Source organism: Pseudidiomarina sp. WS423 (assembly GCF_050750165.1).
Lineage (GTDB): Bacteria > Pseudomonadota > Gammaproteobacteria > Enterobacterales > Alteromonadaceae > Pseudidiomarina > Pseudidiomarina fusca.
In genome coordinates this window covers 16,541-31,841 of the sequence record NZ_JBOJLN010000001.1, presented here as the reverse complement: position 1 = coordinate 31,841, position 15,301 = coordinate 16,541, and the positions used below count along the sequence as shown (strand labels likewise).

The 15,301-nt window shown below is 49.6% G+C and carries 14 protein-coding genes; 4 read left to right on the top strand and 10 right to left on the bottom strand.

Annotation, left to right across the window (positions count from 1 at the left end):
- Window positions 1–11 precede the first annotated feature (11 nt).
- A complete protein-coding gene (locus ACQ661_RS00160) occupies window positions 12–1,103 on the bottom strand; it encodes an isoaspartyl peptidase/L-asparaginase family protein (RefSeq protein WP_431667279.1) in 1,092 nt (363 codons plus the stop codon).
- Window positions 1,104–1,248: 145 nt separating this feature from the next.
- Here ACQ661_RS00160 and sbcB point away from each other — a divergent pair, with 145 nt between their 5' ends.
- Entirely contained in the window at window positions 1,249–2,682 is a 1,434-nt protein-coding gene (gene sbcB / locus ACQ661_RS00155; RefSeq protein ID WP_431667278.1) for an exodeoxyribonuclease I, read from the top strand.
- A gap of 41 nt (window positions 2,683–2,723) precedes the next feature.
- A complete protein-coding gene (locus ACQ661_RS00150; protein ID WP_431667277.1) occupies window positions 2,724–4,340 on the top strand; it encodes a GMC family oxidoreductase in 1,617 nt (538 codons plus the stop codon).
- Between the two features lie 38 nt (window positions 4,341–4,378).
- On the opposite strand, the gene ACQ661_RS00145 is transcribed toward ACQ661_RS00150, so the two are convergent.
- Both ACQ661_RS00145 and ACQ661_RS00140 read right to left on the bottom strand, forming a co-directional pair.
- On the bottom strand, window positions 4,379–6,724 hold the full coding sequence (locus tag ACQ661_RS00145) for an efflux RND transporter permease subunit (RefSeq protein WP_431667276.1): 2,346 nt from the start codon (window positions 6,722–6,724) through the stop codon (window positions 4,379–4,381).
- Window positions 6,725–6,738: 14 nt separating this feature from the next.
- Window positions 6,739–7,893: a sialidase family protein gene (locus tag ACQ661_RS00140; protein ID WP_313932362.1), complete on the bottom strand. Its 1,155-nt coding sequence runs from the start codon at window positions 7,891–7,893 to the stop codon at window positions 6,739–6,741.
- A gap of 212 nt (window positions 7,894–8,105) precedes the next feature.
- Between ACQ661_RS00140 and ACQ661_RS00135 the strand changes: the two genes are divergently transcribed.
- Window positions 8,106–9,461 carry a DUF1329 domain-containing protein gene (locus ACQ661_RS00135; protein WP_110074981.1) on the top strand — a complete coding sequence of 452 codons (1,356 nt, stop codon included), beginning with the start codon at window positions 8,106–8,108 and terminating at the stop codon, window positions 9,459–9,461.
- 75 nt (window positions 9,462–9,536) lie between these two features.
- Here ACQ661_RS00135 and ACQ661_RS00130 read toward each other — a convergent pair whose 3' ends face one another.
- Genes ACQ661_RS00130 through ACQ661_RS00115 form a run of 4 tightly spaced genes read right to left on the bottom strand, consistent with a single transcriptional unit; the run spans window position 9,537 to window position 12,981 of the window.
- Window positions 9,537–10,406, bottom strand: a complete 870-nt coding sequence (locus tag ACQ661_RS00130) for an NAD(P)-dependent oxidoreductase (protein WP_431667275.1) — start codon at window positions 10,404–10,406, stop codon at window positions 9,537–9,539.
- Window positions 10,403–11,389 carry a diacylglycerol/lipid kinase family protein gene (locus ACQ661_RS00125; RefSeq protein ID WP_431667274.1) on the bottom strand — a complete coding sequence of 329 codons (987 nt, stop codon included), beginning with the start codon at window positions 11,387–11,389 and terminating at the stop codon, window positions 10,403–10,405. Before ACQ661_RS00125 ends, ACQ661_RS00130 begins: the two co-directional genes overlap by 4 nt.
- 15 nt (window positions 11,390–11,404) lie before the next feature.
- Complete coding sequence (locus ACQ661_RS00120) at window positions 11,405–12,211, bottom strand: methyltransferase domain-containing protein (protein ID WP_431667273.1); 807 nt, start codon at window positions 12,209–12,211, stop codon at window positions 11,405–11,407.
- Window positions 12,212–12,225: 14 nt separating this feature from the next.
- The gene (locus ACQ661_RS00115; RefSeq protein WP_431667272.1) at window positions 12,226–12,981 is read right to left on the bottom strand and encodes a Nif3-like dinuclear metal center hexameric protein; all 756 of its coding nucleotides are present in this window, start codon (window positions 12,979–12,981) and stop codon (window positions 12,226–12,228) included.
- Window positions 12,982–13,117: 136 nt separating this feature from the next.
- On the opposite strand from ACQ661_RS00115, the gene ACQ661_RS00110 reads away from it, so the two are divergent.
- Complete coding sequence (locus ACQ661_RS00110) at window positions 13,118–13,480, top strand: hypothetical protein (RefSeq protein WP_153825515.1); 363 nt, start codon at window positions 13,118–13,120, stop codon at window positions 13,478–13,480.
- Between the two features lie 104 nt (window positions 13,481–13,584).
- On the opposite strand, the gene ACQ661_RS00105 is transcribed toward ACQ661_RS00110, so the two are convergent.
- Genes ACQ661_RS00105 through ACQ661_RS00095 form a run of 3 tightly spaced genes read right to left on the bottom strand, consistent with a single transcriptional unit; the run spans window position 13,585 to window position 15,297 of the window.
- On the bottom strand, window positions 13,585–14,118 hold the full coding sequence (locus tag ACQ661_RS00105; protein ID WP_431667270.1) for a DUF3833 domain-containing protein: 534 nt from the start codon (window positions 14,116–14,118) through the stop codon (window positions 13,585–13,587).
- Entirely contained in the window at window positions 14,118–14,768 is a 651-nt protein-coding gene (locus ACQ661_RS00100; RefSeq protein WP_431667269.1) for a chalcone isomerase family protein, read from the bottom strand. Before ACQ661_RS00100 ends, ACQ661_RS00105 begins: the two co-directional genes overlap by 1 nt.
- A complete protein-coding gene (locus ACQ661_RS00095; RefSeq protein ID WP_431667268.1) occupies window positions 14,734–15,297 on the bottom strand; it encodes a DUF2878 domain-containing protein in 564 nt (187 codons plus the stop codon). The genes ACQ661_RS00100 and ACQ661_RS00095 overlap by 35 nt, the downstream gene beginning before the upstream one ends.
- Window positions 15,298–15,301 lie beyond the last annotated feature (4 nt).

Sequence of the window (15,301 nt, the reverse complement as noted above, 5' to 3'; positions counted from 1 at the left end):
CTTATTGCGAGTTAGTTTTCGTCTGCATAAATTGCAATATGAACCGGACCATCACCTTGTTGACTAGCGCGGTACATGCCTTCGGTATTAAACGGCATATGCACCTTGCCTTGGCCATCAACAATGATCACGCCGCCAGTACCACCAACGGGCATCAGCACCTCATGAATTACGGTATCACCAGCACTTACGATATCTTTGCCTTGATAGGTCACTCGTGCGCAAATATCTGCTGCTACCTGATACTTAATAAAATATTCACCATGACCTGTGGCCGAAACCGCACAACTGCCATTATCCGCCCAAGTACCAGCGCCAATCACTGGCGAATCACCAATACGACCGTAGCGCTTGCCCGTCATTCCTCCGGTTGAGGTGGCGGCAGCTAAATTACCATGAGTATCCAACGCTACCGCCCCAACGGTGCCATACTTGAAGCGTGCGTCTAGCTGCTGCCATGCGGTTTTATCTTGGCTACCAAGCTGCTGTTTCATGCGTTGCAGCGCATCGAAGCGAGCTTCGGTATTGAAGTAGCTGTTATCCACCCGTTCTAGTTGATGCAGATCAGCAAACTCCTCAGCACCAGCGCCGCTGAGCATCACATGCACCGATTCTTCCATCACTTTACGGGCCAAGGCAATAGGGCTTTTAATCGTTGTCACCCCAGTCACCGCTCCCGCTGCACGATTGGAACCGTCCATAATAGCGGCATCAAGTTCATGCTGTTCATCCCAGGTATAAACGGCACCACGGCCAGCATTAAACAGCGGTGAGTCTTCCAACACTTGTACCGCCGCAATAACCGCATCCATACTGGTGCCACCGGCGGCTAAGATCTGCTGTCCGGCGGCGATAGCTTCGGCTAGTTTTTCGCGATAGGCGCGTTCCCGTGCTGGCGTCATGCTTGCGCGGGTAATGGTGCCGGCGCCCCCATGAATGGCAATCGCAAAAGGTGCGGCCTCGGTCACAGTCGCCTTGGCAGCTACACTAGAACTTGGCTCAGGTGCACTGCTGCAAGCGGCGGCAGTAAAGCAAGCGGTGGCGAGCAGACTTAAGCCTACGTGCTTGTTGGTGGCAAAAGAAAAAGAACTGAATAGACCCATAATCGCCTCGGTGCTGTTGAATCATTTTATTATCATTAGTTAGCTATCTTAGCGGTAATTAGGGTTGCCCGTCACCTCTTGATTGCGGCTAAGTCAGCAATCAGGTAGTCTGACCTGCATACATTAGCAAGGATTAGTATGCGCCATGTCTGACGCCAGTTTTTACTTTCATGACTACGAAACTTGGGGGGCTAACCCTCATTACGATCGGCCCTCCCAATTTGCCGGTTTAAGAACCAATTTAGAATTAGAGCCCTGCGGTCGTCCACTGACCCTATTTAGTCAGCCCACGCCAGATTTTTTGCCTCATCCTCAGGCGGTGCTAGTGACAGGTATTACGCCGCAGTTTGCGCTTGCGCAAGGTACCAACGAAGCGAGCTTTGCCGCAGCCATCGCAGCACAAATGAGCGTACCGAACACCACTATCATTGGCTACAACAACATCGCCTTTGACGATGAAGTAACCCGACACCTGTTCTACCGTAACTTTCATGATCCCTACGCTCATACTTGGCAGCAGCAAAATTCACGCTGGGATCTAATCGACTTGATGCGCGCTTGCTATGCCCTGCGCCCCGAAGGAATCGAATGGCCCTACCACGACGATGGGCGGGTCAGCATGCGCTTAGAAGACTTATCTAAAGCCAATGGTATTGAACACGCCAACGCCCATGATGCTATGGCTGACGTTCATGCCACCATCGGCATGGCTCGTAAAGTTAAACAAGCACAACCAAGGTTGTTTGCCTACGCTTATGGATTACGCCGCAAACAAGCCGTGCAACAACTGATTGATTTGGTGAATTTTGAACCACGCGTGCACATCAGTGGTTTTTACGGCGCACTGAACGGTTACGTGAGTGTGATCATGCCGCTAGGCTATCATCCGGAGCAGCCCAACACCCTGCTCTACTGGGATTTGCGCCACAACCCGCTGGAGTTTTTAGAGAGTTCGCTAGATGATTTGGTCGAACGCCGCTTTACCCCGCGTAAACAGCTAGCTGAGAACGGTTTATCAGCCTTCGCTGGGGGAACCCTGCAACTCAATCGCTGCCCCTTTATCGCTAAACTCAATGTGCTCGACAGCACCGCGCAGCAGCGTTGGAACTTAGATCTCGAGCAACTTGAACGCCACCGGCAGACGCTACTAGCACAAAGCGAATTACGCGACCGCTTGTGCCAAGCCTTACTGACCAGCAAAACCTATGACGCGGTTACGGATCCTGATTTTATGCTCTACAGCGGCCCTTTCTTTAGTGAACAAGACCGCTCTAACATGGACATTATCCGTAGTACCGCACCTGAACAACTACCAGGTTTGACCTTAAACTTTAGCGATTCGCGCTTACCTGAGATGTTGTTTCGCTACCGTGCCCGTAATTACCCAAGTACGTTAACTGATTCCGAACTACTAAAATGGCGTGAATTTTGCCAAGGCCGTCTGCTCTCCCCCCCTCCGGGTGGCTTGTCTGCCGAGCGATTTATGCAAGAGCTGGAGTTAGCTGCGCAGCAGCATAGCGATAACTCTCGTAACATGCGTTTATTGAATGATCTTTTACGCTACGCTCAAAGTTTATAAAACGAACAATCACTAACAATAACGAATACAGAACAACAACCATGAGCACAACAAAGTACGATTTTATCATTGTCGGTGGGGGTTCCGCTGGATGCGTGCTGGCGGACCGTTTGAGTGCCTGCGGTAACTACCAAGTGCTCCTGGTCGAAGCTGGCGGCAACGGCCAACACGAATTCAGTGATATGCCCGGTGGCGTAGTACGCTTTATGCACCACCGTGGCTTTAATTGGGGCTACCGCAGCAGTGATAAAGCCCCACTTCGCCAAGGCAAAGGCTTGTTTACCCCGCGCGGCAAAGGTTTAGGTGGCAGCAGCTTAATTAATGCCATGATTTATACCCGCGGTGCCCCTAGTGATTATCAACATTGGGCCAGCTTAACCAACAGTAACTGGGATTGGCCCGCCATGTTGGCAAGGTTCAAGAAACTTGAAGCCAATAGCCGCGGTGCCGACGCTTATCATGGCGCTGATGGGCCGCTTAAAGTCAGTGATGTGCCCACCTATTTTCTCGCTGCCCAACGCTTTGTTGAGGCAGGAGTTGCTGCCGGTATTCCCTTTAACCCAGATTTTAACGGTGCCGAGCTCTACGGTATTGGCCCGTTCCAATTTACGATTCACCAAGCGCAGCGCTGGAGTGTGCGCCGTGCTTTCTTGCTGCCAGCAATGCAACGCCCTAACCTCAAGGTGTTAACTGATAGCTTGGTACAACGGGTGCTCTTTGACCAAAGCCAAGCCCAGCCCCAAGCCGTAGGGATTGAATTAGTCAGTGGCGAGCAATGGTTCGCGCAACGCGAAGTGATTATAAGCGGTGGCGCAATCAACTCCCCGCAATTGTTGATGTTATCTGGTATTGGCCCAGCCGCCCAGTTGCAACAACATGGCATCAGTATCATTGCCGATCGTGCTGAGGTGGGCGCTAATCTGCAAGAGCACGTGGATGTGATGATTCATTACCGCAACAAGCGCAAAGACGGCATCAGTCTTAATCCCATAGGATTAGCTAGGATGGCGAAAGCTTGGTGGCAATATCGGCGTGATAAAACCGGCCCACTCGCACATCCTCCGGCCGAGGTGGGTGGATTCTTGCGCAGCAGTGAACAAATAGAGACACCTGATCTACAACTTCACTTTGTCTCGACTCGCTTTAACGACAGCGGGTATGACCTTAAACCGGCTTTCACCCATGGCTATGCCTGCCATGTTTGCCTGTTACGACCACAAGCCCGAGGCCAGTTACGTTTGCGGAGTAACAAAGCCACAGATAAACCGCTTTTTAGCTATGACTTTTTGCAGCATCCTAGTGATCAACAGGCGTTGTTGGCTGGGGTGCGACAGGTACGCGAGATTATGAACCAAGCGCCCCTTGCTGAGCATAATGGCGGCGAAGTATGGCCAGGGCCTTGTGCTAATGATGCGGAGTTGTTAGCTAAGCTGATGAGTAATGTCGGGCTGATTTACCATCCAACCAGCACGTGCCGCATGGGCAACGACCAAGATGCTGTGGTTGATGCGCAGTTGCGAGTAAATGGCGTTGCTGGTTTACGCGTCATTGACGCTTCCATCATGCCGACCGTAGTGAGTGGCAATACCAATGCACCCACCATGGTGATCGCTGACCAAGGTGCTGATTTTATATTGCAAGACGCCGCTAACAAGTAGCGGCGTCTGCTGGTTCTAACGGTAACGCAAGCCTACAGTTAGTGGGCTTTGCGGGTAAAGTTAGCAAAGAAGCGTGCTAACGCTGGGATCAGGATCAAGGCACCTAGCATGTTCCAGATGAACATAAAGGTTAACAGGATCCCCATATCCGCTTGAAACTTAATCGGCGAGAAGATCCAAGTAGCTACGCCAATAGCCAAAGTGAGCCCAGTAAATCCAACCGCTTTACCAGTGCTGTCTAGCGCGTACTTGTAGCTGTCATCAAGATGCATGCCTTGCGCTAAACCTTCACGAATCTTGGTGTAGATATAAATACCATAATCCACCCCAATCCCCACACCTAAGGCAATCACCGGCAAGGTGGCAACTTTCACGCCAATGCCTAGAACTGCCATCAAGCCTTGGCTCATCACCGTGGTTAGTGCCAACGGTAAAATGATACAGGTTACTGTACGTAAGCTCCGGAACGTTAGTAAGCATAAGAAAATAACCACGCCATACACCCACAACATCATTTTGTTCTGAGCTGACTCAATCACTGAGTTTGTCGCAGCTTCAATCCCTGAATTACCTGCTGCCATCAATAGTTCAAGACCATCTTGTTGATATTCTTGATTAAAACTATTGACCGAGGCGACCACGGTTTGCAAGGTTTCGGCTTTGTGATCATTCAAGAAGATAATCACCGGTGCCATCGAACAATCAGGGTTAATCAACCCCGGCGGCGTACGCCCCGTGTAACCATTCAATGAATATTGATTACGGGTTAGGCTATACCACTTTAAATTACCCTCGTTGAGGCCATACGAACCCATTTTAGCCACATAAGCGACAGACTTAACGTCTTGCACCCCAGGGGTATTTTGCATGTGCCACGTAAAACGGTCTAACAGCTCCAGGTTATCGTAGGCAATACATTGGCTTGGCGCCGTTTCTGCCATCACCACAAACACATCGGTACTCGAGCTGTAGTTATCAACAATAAATTGGTTATCTAAGTTATAACGACTATCTGGGCGCAGTTCTGGTGCCCCTGCGTCTAAATCACCAATCTTCATTTGCTGGCCGTAGTACAAACCCCAGGCTAACCCCATCAGAGCCACAACTAAGGCACTATAGGCCCACTTAGGGCGCGAAAAACGGCTGAAAATATTGAGCACCGGATGTTCTTTTTGGCGCGCTTTAGCAGCGTATTCAACGCCGGCTTTAGAGACTCCGGTGTAGGACATCAAAATAGGCAACATCCCTAAATTGGTTAACACCACTACCGCCACACCAATACTTGCGGCAATCGCTAACTCTTGAATCACCTCAATATCAATGACCATCAAGGTCGTAAAACCGATGGCATCTGAAACCAAAGCAGTTAAGCCAGCGATATACAAACCACGGAATGCCAAACGAGTAGCGCCCACCTTATCTAAGGCATCCACTCGGTTATTACTGATGGCGTTGATGATTTGCACCCCATGGCTCACGCCAATGGCAAACACTAAGAACGGCACCAACATCGAGTAAGGGTTAATCCCACTTCCAATCAGTTCAATGATGCCTAACTGCCATACCACCGCAATGATGGAACAACTCAGCACCGCAAACGCACTACGCCAACAACGGCTGTACCAGTACAGCATCACGAGAGTGATCACAATGGCGATAACAAAGAACAGCCCTACCTGATACGCACCTTCAATCAGGTCACCAATGACTTTAGCAAAGCCGGTAATGTGAATTCTTACGGTATCCGTTTGATATTTATCGCGAATATTCTGCTCTAAGGCTTCAGATAACACCTTGTAATCAAGTTTTTCGCCGGTATCTGGATGCACTTCATATAAAGGCACGTAAATCAGTGCCGATTTGAAGTTATTGGCAACTAAGTTACCTACTTCACCAGAGCGCAGAATATTGGTACGCAATTGGTCCAGAGAACGCTCAGATGCATCCCATGTGTCTGGAATTACAGGTCCGCCGACAAAGCCCTCTTCGGTAACTTCGCTCCAGCGCACATTCGGCGTCCAAATACTTTTTAAACCACTACGGTCAACACCAGGTACATAGAAAACCTCGTCGGTAATTTGCTGCAAGGTTGCCTGAAACTCTGGGGTGAAAATATCCCCTTCGGTGGTTTCTACCGCCACCCGAATCACGTTACCCAAGCTCGCCAAATCTTCTTGGTGCTTAAAATAGTTCTGAATGAACTCGTGATTAGTAGGAATCATTTTGGTTAAGCTAGCTTCAGGACGAACCTGACTTGCATGCCAGCCCAAATAAACCGTCAAAATAGCAAACAGAGCCAACCATAAAGGTCGCATCGAAAACAACACCCGCTCTAACAAAACACTTTTGCCCGGCGGAGTTGATGTTGAAGATTGTTGAGACATAAAAACGTCAATCCTTAGTTACGCAAAGCGGGTTGAGTGAGCAGGCCTCGCTGCCCCACCATAGTCAGAGTACCGTCATCGTTAAGCACCACGTCGGTTAGTGCGGCACCACTACTGTGAGTGCTTTCAAGCACCTCGCCAGCGGCATTCGCCCACGCTATCACACCAGCATTACCCACCAAATAAACGCCACCATCGGGGGCATCTATTGCAGCATTAATATTGACCGGATCTTGCAAGCTAATCTGACTAAAAGATTCGCCGTGATCCTCGCTTACAAAGATATTACCACGTAGACCAAACGCCCATAGCCGCTGCTCTGCATCCACATGCAAACCAAAAAACGAGCCGTAATAAGGGCTATCTAGGGTTTCCCAGGTCGAGCCCTGATCAGCACTTCGAAAGAGTAATCCCGATTCACCCGCTAAGTAGGTGTAATCCGAATCTGCCGTTAAACTATTCAAATGATAACCATCTGGATTTTCGAGTGCTCCGTCTAGCACCTGCCAGCTACGACCAGCATCGGTACTGCGCAACAAGGAGCCATAAGCACCAGCTACTAAGACGACCTCAGGGGTTAGCGCTAATACATCTAAAAACGGTTTGGTGGGGCCTTCTTCTTCGGCAAACTGCGCATTTTCTAAATTAAACTCGGCAGTTTCTAGTGCGAATTCAAGATCGCCAATAAGCTCGTCAGCACCCTTTGCTTCAGCTGCTGCGATCTCATCTGTTAACTGTTCAATACGAGTTGCGAAGTAATCTTGTTGTAGCTGAATAAATGCAAAACCATCCAATTGCCGCTGCCAAGTTTGGCCGCCATCGCTGCTGCCAACAATCACCCCATGGTGACCGACAGCCCAGCCCTGTTGCGCATCGGCAAAACTCACTGAGCTTAGAAAAACACTGGTAGGAACGGGCATTTGTTGCCACTGCTGCTCGGTGCGGCGCAAAATAATGCCATAATCGCCAACGGCGATGTCAGCCTCGCCTGCTTCAGCGATATCACTTAATACCGCCCGCTGCGCTTCTTTTGCCATCACCGCAGGTGCGGTAATCACTTCGTAGGCAGAACTTTCTTCAGCGCTAGCTATAGGCGCTGCTAAGGCCGTTGCCACTGCACTTGCTAGCAGCGTTAATGCTGCACCAGCAGACGCTGTTGCTTTAATCATGGAACCCTCTTGATTGTTCTTGGTCTTAGAATTGTCATGTAAACTGTTGCAAATTTTTGTTTCGCGATACATGCTATGTGAAATCGCTAGAGGTCAAACCAGCTGATACCTTACATCGAGAATGAATGTAACGCTAGTAGCAGTTGGGCATTTATATTACATTAGTTTTGATGTAGCTTTAACGCGAACTAAGAACAACAAGGAAAAGCACAATGAATAAAATGATGCTAAAAGCCGGTATTTTTGCGCTATCAGTGGTATCAGCAAGTGTCATGGCTAAAGTTAGCCCTGACGAAGCCAACCGCTTAGGTCAAGATTTAACTCCGGTAGGTGCCGAAATGGCCGCCAATGCTGATGGTTCTATCCCAGCTTGGACTGGTGGCTATAGTGTGAAAGCAGACGGAGAAGTGCCAGACCGTCCAGCCGACCCATTTGCCGATGAACAGCCTATTCTTACGATCACGCCTGCCAACGTCGACCAGCATGCCAACATGTTGTCGCCAGGCCAGGTCGCCATGTTCAAGAAATACCCAGACTTTAAGATCCATGTCTACCCTACCCACCGTACCGCTGCGTACCCGCAGGCCGTGTATGACGTGATCAAGAAAAATGCCCTCAACGCTGAGCTTATCAGTGGTGGCAATGGTTTAGCTAACTTCGACAAGCACATTCCGTTCCCAATTCCATCATCAGGTGTTGAAGCGGTTTGGAACCACATTACTCGGTATCGTGGTGGTTCAGTCCAACGTTTAGTGAACCAGTTCCCAGTACTAGAAAACGGTAGTTTTGTACCTGTGTTATTGCGTGAGTCGTTGGTATTCCCAGAATACTTAGCCAGCGGCCGTGAGTCAGCAGACGACAACGTGCTGTTCTACTTCTTACAAGAAGTTCTAGCACCGGCACGTATGACGGGTACCGTGCTATTGGTTCACGAAACGATTGACCAGGTGAAAGAAGCACGTCGTGCATGGCTGTATAACGCAGGCCAACGTCGTGTTCGTAAAGCTCCATCAGTAGCCTATGACGGTCCAGGTACCGCATCAGATGGCTTACGTACTTCTGATGGCTTAGATATGTTCAACGGTGCACCAGATAAATACAACTGGGAACTTGTGGGCAAGCGCGAGATGTATATCCCATACAACAACTACAAGCTGATGGATACGAGCTTGTCGTATGACGATATCATCGGCCCTGGGCACATGAACCAAGACTATGTACGGTACGAAAAACACCGTGTATGGGAAGTGAAAGGCACCTTGAAAGATGGCGAGCGTCATATTTATGCAACCCGCCATATGTTTATCGATGAAGATACCTGGACAGCCTCAGTCATCGACCATTACGATGGTCGCGGCGAATTGTGGCGTGTAGCAGAAGCTTACAACACCCAATTCTACTACCACGACACCCCGTGGATGGCAGCAGAAGCTTTGTATGACCTTAACTCAGGTCGATACATCCTACTGGGCCTATCTAACGAAGAAAGCGAGTTCATGAACTTTGGTATTAAGATGAGCCGCTCAGACTTCAGCACCGGTAGCTTACGCCGGATGGGTATTCGTTAAGACTTAACCCGCTGAGCTTATAAGCAACAGATAATAAAAGGCCTTATCAATTGATAAGGCCTTTTTTATTAGCGATTAATCTCGTTCTAGACGAGCTAACAAACTAGACGTATCCCAACGTGAACCACCCATTTTTTGAACTTCAGCATAGAACTGATCCACCAAAGCTGTCATCGGCATACTCAAGCCTTGGCGTTCTGCTTCCTGCAACGCAATTTTTAAATCCTTGCGCATCCAATCCACGGCAAAACCATGCTCATAATGATGGTTCCACATGGTTTGATAGCGATTCTTCATTTGCCAAGAACCGGCAGCTCCTTGGCTAATAGCGTTGATCAAGGTGTCTGCATCCAGCCCTACCTTGCGTGCCAGTTGTAGTCCTTCAGCTAAACCCTGCACCACTCCAGCAATACAAATTTGGTTCACCATTTTGGCTAATTGCCCATGGCCTGCGGGCCCCATGTACTCACGGGTTTTCGCATAACAAGCTAAGGCCTTGTCGGCTTGAGTTAAAGCCTCTTTATCACCGCCAATCATAGCCGTTAAAACACCGTTCTCTGCACCCTGTTGACCGCCAGATACCGGCGCATCGAGCCAACCAATACCACGTTCGGCACAAGCCGTAGCGAGTTCCTTCGCAAGTTCTGCTGACGCGGTAGTGTGGTCAATTAAAATGCTGCCCGGCTGCATGCTGGCCAACACCCCATGCTCACCGTACACCACGCTGCGTACATCATCGTCATTGCCCACACACAGCATCACTAAATCAGCGCCTTGCGCAGCAGCTGCCGGAGTTGCAGCTGCATTACCTTGGTAACGCTGTTGCCACTGCTGTGCTTTGCTTGCAGTACGGTTGTAAACAGTGGTGGTAAAACCCCCGGTTTGTAAATGGCCGGCCATGGGATATCCCATCACACCTAAGCCAATAAATGCACATGCAGTCATGTTTGTCTCTCCAACTCAGTCATACACAAGGCTTCATCTATTGGTAAATTAAGTTTAATTGCCTGCAGGCAGACACTTACGGCCACCGGCCCCTCACCAACAATATCACCATCTACTTCAAAAGTTATTGCCGCCGCTGCTAGTATGAACGGTTGCTCTTCAGTCACAGTTACCGGCCGACAATCAATCACTGCTGAGGTATCAATACCACCCCATTTAACTTGTATTAACGCAGCTAACTGCTGCCAGCGTCCCAACAAGGGGATCTCGATACGACGCAAGTCGCCGCGCTGACGGTTGGCTTGTGGGTAAACCTCTAAGCCACCGCCAATAAAGCGCCCTAATACCACCAGTTGGCCATTTAGTGCCTGCCCTGATGAGGCGTGCGAGTACCATTGAGTGCGTTTGCTTAGCGGCCCGAACAGGTATCGCAATAAGGCGACCGTGTAGCTTAATGAACCTAGCCAGCGTTTCATCCATGGCGGTTGTAAGTGCATAAGATCAACACTGAGGCCACAACCAGCATGATTGATAAAATAATAACTGGCCGTGGCTGTGGCGACTTTACCTAGCGTTAGTTGCCGCTGTTGGTAAGGCGCTCGCATCCGCCAACGCCAGTCCTTAAGCGCAGTGCATCTGTGTTTTGTATGGTTCAAATAATGCCGCGCAAAATCATTACCCGTTCCAACCGCTATCAAACTAATACTCACAGCGCTGTAGGCAAACGCATTGACTGCAATATTGAGGCTGCCATCGCCACCAATCACCAAGCATTCAGCCTTGGTTGTTGGCGCCTTGGTTGTTGGCGCCTTAGTTACTGGCGTCTCGAATGCCGGCGCCATGGCTGCCCGAAGCGCTGCTACGTCGGTGTCTCTATCACCACTGCTAGCAACTAACTGAGCCTCGCCAAAATAACTCGCATAAGCTTTAGCATAACGCCGCGCACGCCTACTTAGGCTATGAAAATAAATCACCTGCAGCATATTAGTGACCCAACCCTATGCTCGCTTGAGTTGCCAATGTAAATAACGGCCAATATCACAAAACGGAGCTTGTTGGTTGTAGCGCAGTTCAAGTGCTAATAATTGCTCGAAGCGCTCTTTGTCGGCGGCATTTTTAAGATAATCATGAAAACAACGCACGCCAGTTTTGTATTCTATCTGTAGCCCTGCTTGTTCTAACCACTGGGCTACGTGAGCGGGATCTAACGGCTGCTGTGGGCTTAATCGCACTTTTTTCTTAACTGTTAAGCCGGCTTCTACGTAGTCAAAATTACCAAAGATAACGTTAGCCAACACCTTGGCGTCTTTGTTGTAGAACATCAAGGAAATGCCGCCCTGCGGTGCTAGTAGCTGGGGTAACAAAGCAATCGCCGCAGCGGGATCTGCTAGCCACTCTAACACCGCGTGGCATAAAATCAGGTCATAATCATCAGCTACTTGTTCAGGTAGTTGCTGCAACGGCGCTACTAAATACTGATAGCGCTGTGCTAACCCCGCTTGCGCATGCTGTTGTTGCGCTGCCGCCACTATCTCAGCGGATATGTCCGTGTGCATGATGTTGCAGCCTAACTCCGCAAACCATTGGCTAACTTGCCCTAACCCACCACCAATATCCAAAATTTTTAAGGGGCGCTGCTTTGCTCGTGTTAACCAAGGCTGCAAATCACGCTTTAATACAGCCAAGCGCAAACGACCTTTAGTGGTGGCATAGATGTTGTGCGAAAACTTATGCGTGATGCCATCAAAGGATTGATCGCCTGTGGCTTTCGATGCTTGGTTGTTCTGCTTGTTGTTGGTGTTCATGAAGAAAGTTTGGCCTACGCTGGGTTGTCAATATCAATAAAGTGATGCCGCAGGCCAAACTGCGCGGCCAAGTGCTTACCCAAAGCCTGCACACCATAGCGCTCGGTCGCATGGTGTCCAGCTGCGATATAAGCAAGACCTTGCTCGCGCGCACTGTGAGTGGTCTGTTCGCTGATTTCACCACTAATGAAGGCATCAAAACCAGCCGCAGCTACAGCATCGATGAAGCCTTGTCCGCCGCCGGTACACCAAGCCACTCGTTGAATGGGTGCAGCCCGCTCAATACACGCGGTGACTGGACGCTGTAGCGCCTCACTGAGGTGTTCGGCTAAGGCGACGCTGCTTAAGGGCGCGGTTAGGTCACAGCCCATCACCACCCCAGCGGGACTGATGCCAGCCACCTGATAACTATCCTGCCAACCTAGCACCTGTGCTAATTGGGCATTGTTACCAAGCGTGGCATGAACATCGAGCGGCAGATGGTAAGCAAACAAATTAACATCTGCTTGAAGCAAGCTTTGTAGCCGACGTTTTTTCATGCCCGTAATCACTTCCGGTTCGTTTTTCCAGAAATATCCGTGATGCACCAACACGGCATCGGCATTGAGCGCAAGGGCTTGGTCTAACAGAGCTTGGTTAGCTGTTACACCAGTCACTAGGGTCTTGATCTCCGCTCGCCCTTCTACTTGCAGACCATTGGGACAATAATCCTTGATGGTGTCCACCTGCAGTAATTCGGCCAGATACTGTTGTAGTTGATATCGTTGCACAATAGGCCTCAATGTCGTCGCTAAATAGGCTCTTTTTTACCATAAATTACAATCTTTTGCCTTGTTGATTAGACAATAACTAGAAAAGACGGTATAAAAAAGAATCACTCTCATGCAACAACGATAGGAACAACACATGAGCAAACTTGATAAGGACCAAGTATTAGCTGATTATTCAGCAGCTTACCTAAAAGCTCACGGCAAACAACCTAACATCGAAGCCAAAGGCGGCTGGTATAGCGTGGATGGCGGCAAAAATATGCGTCTGGCCCAGTTAGCTGAAGCAACAGCCGAACTTGGCGGTGCAACTGGTAGCTCAGCAGCGCCCGCCAAAGCCAAAGCTTCAGCGAAAAAAGCAGCAGCGAAACCGGCAGTTGCGCCTAAAAAGGCTGTTAAAGTCAGTAAAAGTGGTGGTGGCTTGAGTGCCAAAGAATTGTGGAAGCAGCGCTTAGAACAAGATCAAACCTTGTCGCGGCTACCCCGTGGTTACGATGAGTAAGTTATAACGAGCCGCAATGTGCGGCTCGTTTGTTATTGCCTGTCTAACTTTTGTACGAATACCTACGTACGAATACCTACGCGCAAATAGCTACGTACCAAGACCTATGAACGCTTACCTATATACAGGGTGATTTCACCTACCGGCAAGCCAAATTTGTACATTTGGGTGCGATTAATCATGTTATTTTCATCCACCAAGTACATCCAATCATCAAGGTCCACAGCAAAGGGTTCACCATCAAGCTCAATAATTAGGGTATAGCGCCAATGTAAGGCGTTACCACTCGTAGTGCCTATCGCAGTGCCTTCAACATCGCTGGCACGGCCCTCGTAGGTATTATCTGCGGTTTTGGTTAAATACCAAATACGCTCTTGGCGGGTACCGTCCGCATAGTAAAACTGCTCATCTAGCACCCCTTCGTTACCATCCCAAGTACCCTTGAGATCAGCGGTGAAGCGCTGAATAACTTTGCCACTGTAATCTTGGACAATGCCATGAGCCACCAAATCGCCGTTAAAAAAGGTTTCTAACTTTAGCTGCGGTTGCTCACCTTGGTAGTCCTCTAACTTTGCCGAACAGCCCACCAGCAGCACCAACAGCAACAGCGCGATCATACCTTGCCATGCATGTTTCATTATTTAGCTCCTATTAATTCATCACGCTCATCTTTAAAGCGTGATTTGGCATCAAGCCAGATAGCTAGAAAGTCATCGGTAAACTGCGCCGATGCAATCTCACCAAGTAATTCCTGATTGGCATAAAACTGTGCATCGCCCGCATTGGTCTCAACCAAGGTAATACAATCACCTTTGCTCACGTTAGGCCACATCTCACGCAACTGTTGTAACCATTGCTGGTGCTCTGGGGTTTGCTCAATACCTAAACGCTGCCATTCATCAGCCGTGGTATCAACCAAATCGTCCGCATCGATATCACGTAAGTAGGTAAGCTGTAGTGCTCGCTGGTTGGCATCGCTAAAGGCACCTGTATCGGTTCTTAGTTGCGCATCATACACATCCCAAAACCACACCTTTAAGCGTGTTTTGCCTACGGCTTGTAGTTGCTGAAATGCCGGTACTGTACAACTGTCTGCCGCCGCGACAGCTGTCGTCACGGCACTAGCTGCAGCGGCCTCGTTAGCGGCTGCACTAGGCATGTCAACGGCCACTGTCAAGAGCATCGCCGCGGCTACGCTGCTAGATAACGACCGAGCTGCCGACTGCGGCGAAAACATGTTAAGCAAACTAAGATTAAGACGACTGCGAACTGTTGCTAATGACATCATGACTGCCCTCCTGTGTCTGCTTTATACGTTGTGACACTAGCGCAAAGATCACCATATAAGCAGCCCACAACAAACCATACACCAACCACAAGAGCCATTCTTCAACCAAAATTTCTGCAGCACCCAAGCGGGCACCTATCGCATAAGTTAACGGACCCGCGGCAATGCCCAGCAATGCTGCCCACCAAGGGCGCCCGGCTAAGCCACTGAGGGTGTTCATCAGCATGCCGACAAAGCCCACCCACAGGAGTACCAGCCAAATGGGTAGCCAACCTTCACTAAAGCGTAGAATGCCCATGCTAACCACACTGGCTTCTAATGCTAACCCCAGCACCAACAAAGCGACGTACAAGCGCCAGCTGAAAGGCCCAGTACGCAGTGCTAACACCACCTGAGCAGCCACTAAAACCAACGTCAGCGCCAGCCATTCACCACGCCCCGCAACTGCTGCGAACCACACTGCATCAAATAAAAACAAACCTACCAGCTTAGGCAGGTAGGTTTTTATCAACGCCTTAGGATTAGCCATAACT

What these genes read in the sequence shown, in the direction of transcription:
- ACQ661_RS00110 (WP_153825515.1), top strand. Translation starts at nt 13,118, where the DNA reads ATGAGCAAACTTGATAAGGACCAAGTATTAGCTGATTATTCAGCAGCT.
- ACQ661_RS00095 (WP_431667268.1), bottom strand. Translation starts at nt 15,297, where the DNA reads ATGGCTAATCCTAAGGCGTTGATAAAAACCTACCTGCCTAAGCTGGTA.
- ACQ661_RS00130 (WP_431667275.1), bottom strand. Translation starts at nt 10,406, where the DNA reads ATGACTGCATGTGCATTTATTGGCTTAGGTGTGATGGGATATCCCATG.
- ACQ661_RS00145 (WP_431667276.1), bottom strand. Translation starts at nt 6,724, where the DNA reads ATGTCTCAACAATCTTCAACATCAACTCCGCCGGGCAAAAGTGTTTTG.
- ACQ661_RS00135 (WP_110074981.1), top strand. Translation starts at nt 8,106, where the DNA reads ATGAATAAAATGATGCTAAAAGCCGGTATTTTTGCGCTATCAGTGGTA.
- sbcB (WP_431667278.1), top strand. Translation starts at nt 1,249, where the DNA reads ATGTCTGACGCCAGTTTTTACTTTCATGACTACGAAACTTGGGGGGCT.
- ACQ661_RS00100 (WP_431667269.1), bottom strand. Translation starts at nt 14,768, where the DNA reads ATGATGTCATTAGCAACAGTTCGCAGTCGTCTTAATCTTAGTTTGCTT.
- ACQ661_RS00120 (WP_431667273.1), bottom strand. Translation starts at nt 12,211, where the DNA reads ATGAACACCAACAACAAGCAGAACAACCAAGCATCGAAAGCCACAGGC.
- ACQ661_RS00160 (WP_431667279.1), bottom strand. Translation starts at nt 1,103, where the DNA reads ATGGGTCTATTCAGTTCTTTTTCTTTTGCCACCAACAAGCACGTAGGC.
- ACQ661_RS00105 (WP_431667270.1), bottom strand. Translation starts at nt 14,118, where the DNA reads ATGAAACATGCATGGCAAGGTATGATCGCGCTGTTGCTGTTGGTGCTG.
- ACQ661_RS00150 (WP_431667277.1), top strand. Translation starts at nt 2,724, where the DNA reads ATGAGCACAACAAAGTACGATTTTATCATTGTCGGTGGGGGTTCCGCT.
- ACQ661_RS00125 (WP_431667274.1), bottom strand. Translation starts at nt 11,389, where the DNA reads ATGCTGCAGGTGATTTATTTTCATAGCCTAAGTAGGCGTGCGCGGCGT.
- ACQ661_RS00140 (WP_313932362.1), bottom strand. Translation starts at nt 7,893, where the DNA reads ATGATTAAAGCAACAGCGTCTGCTGGTGCAGCATTAACGCTGCTAGCA.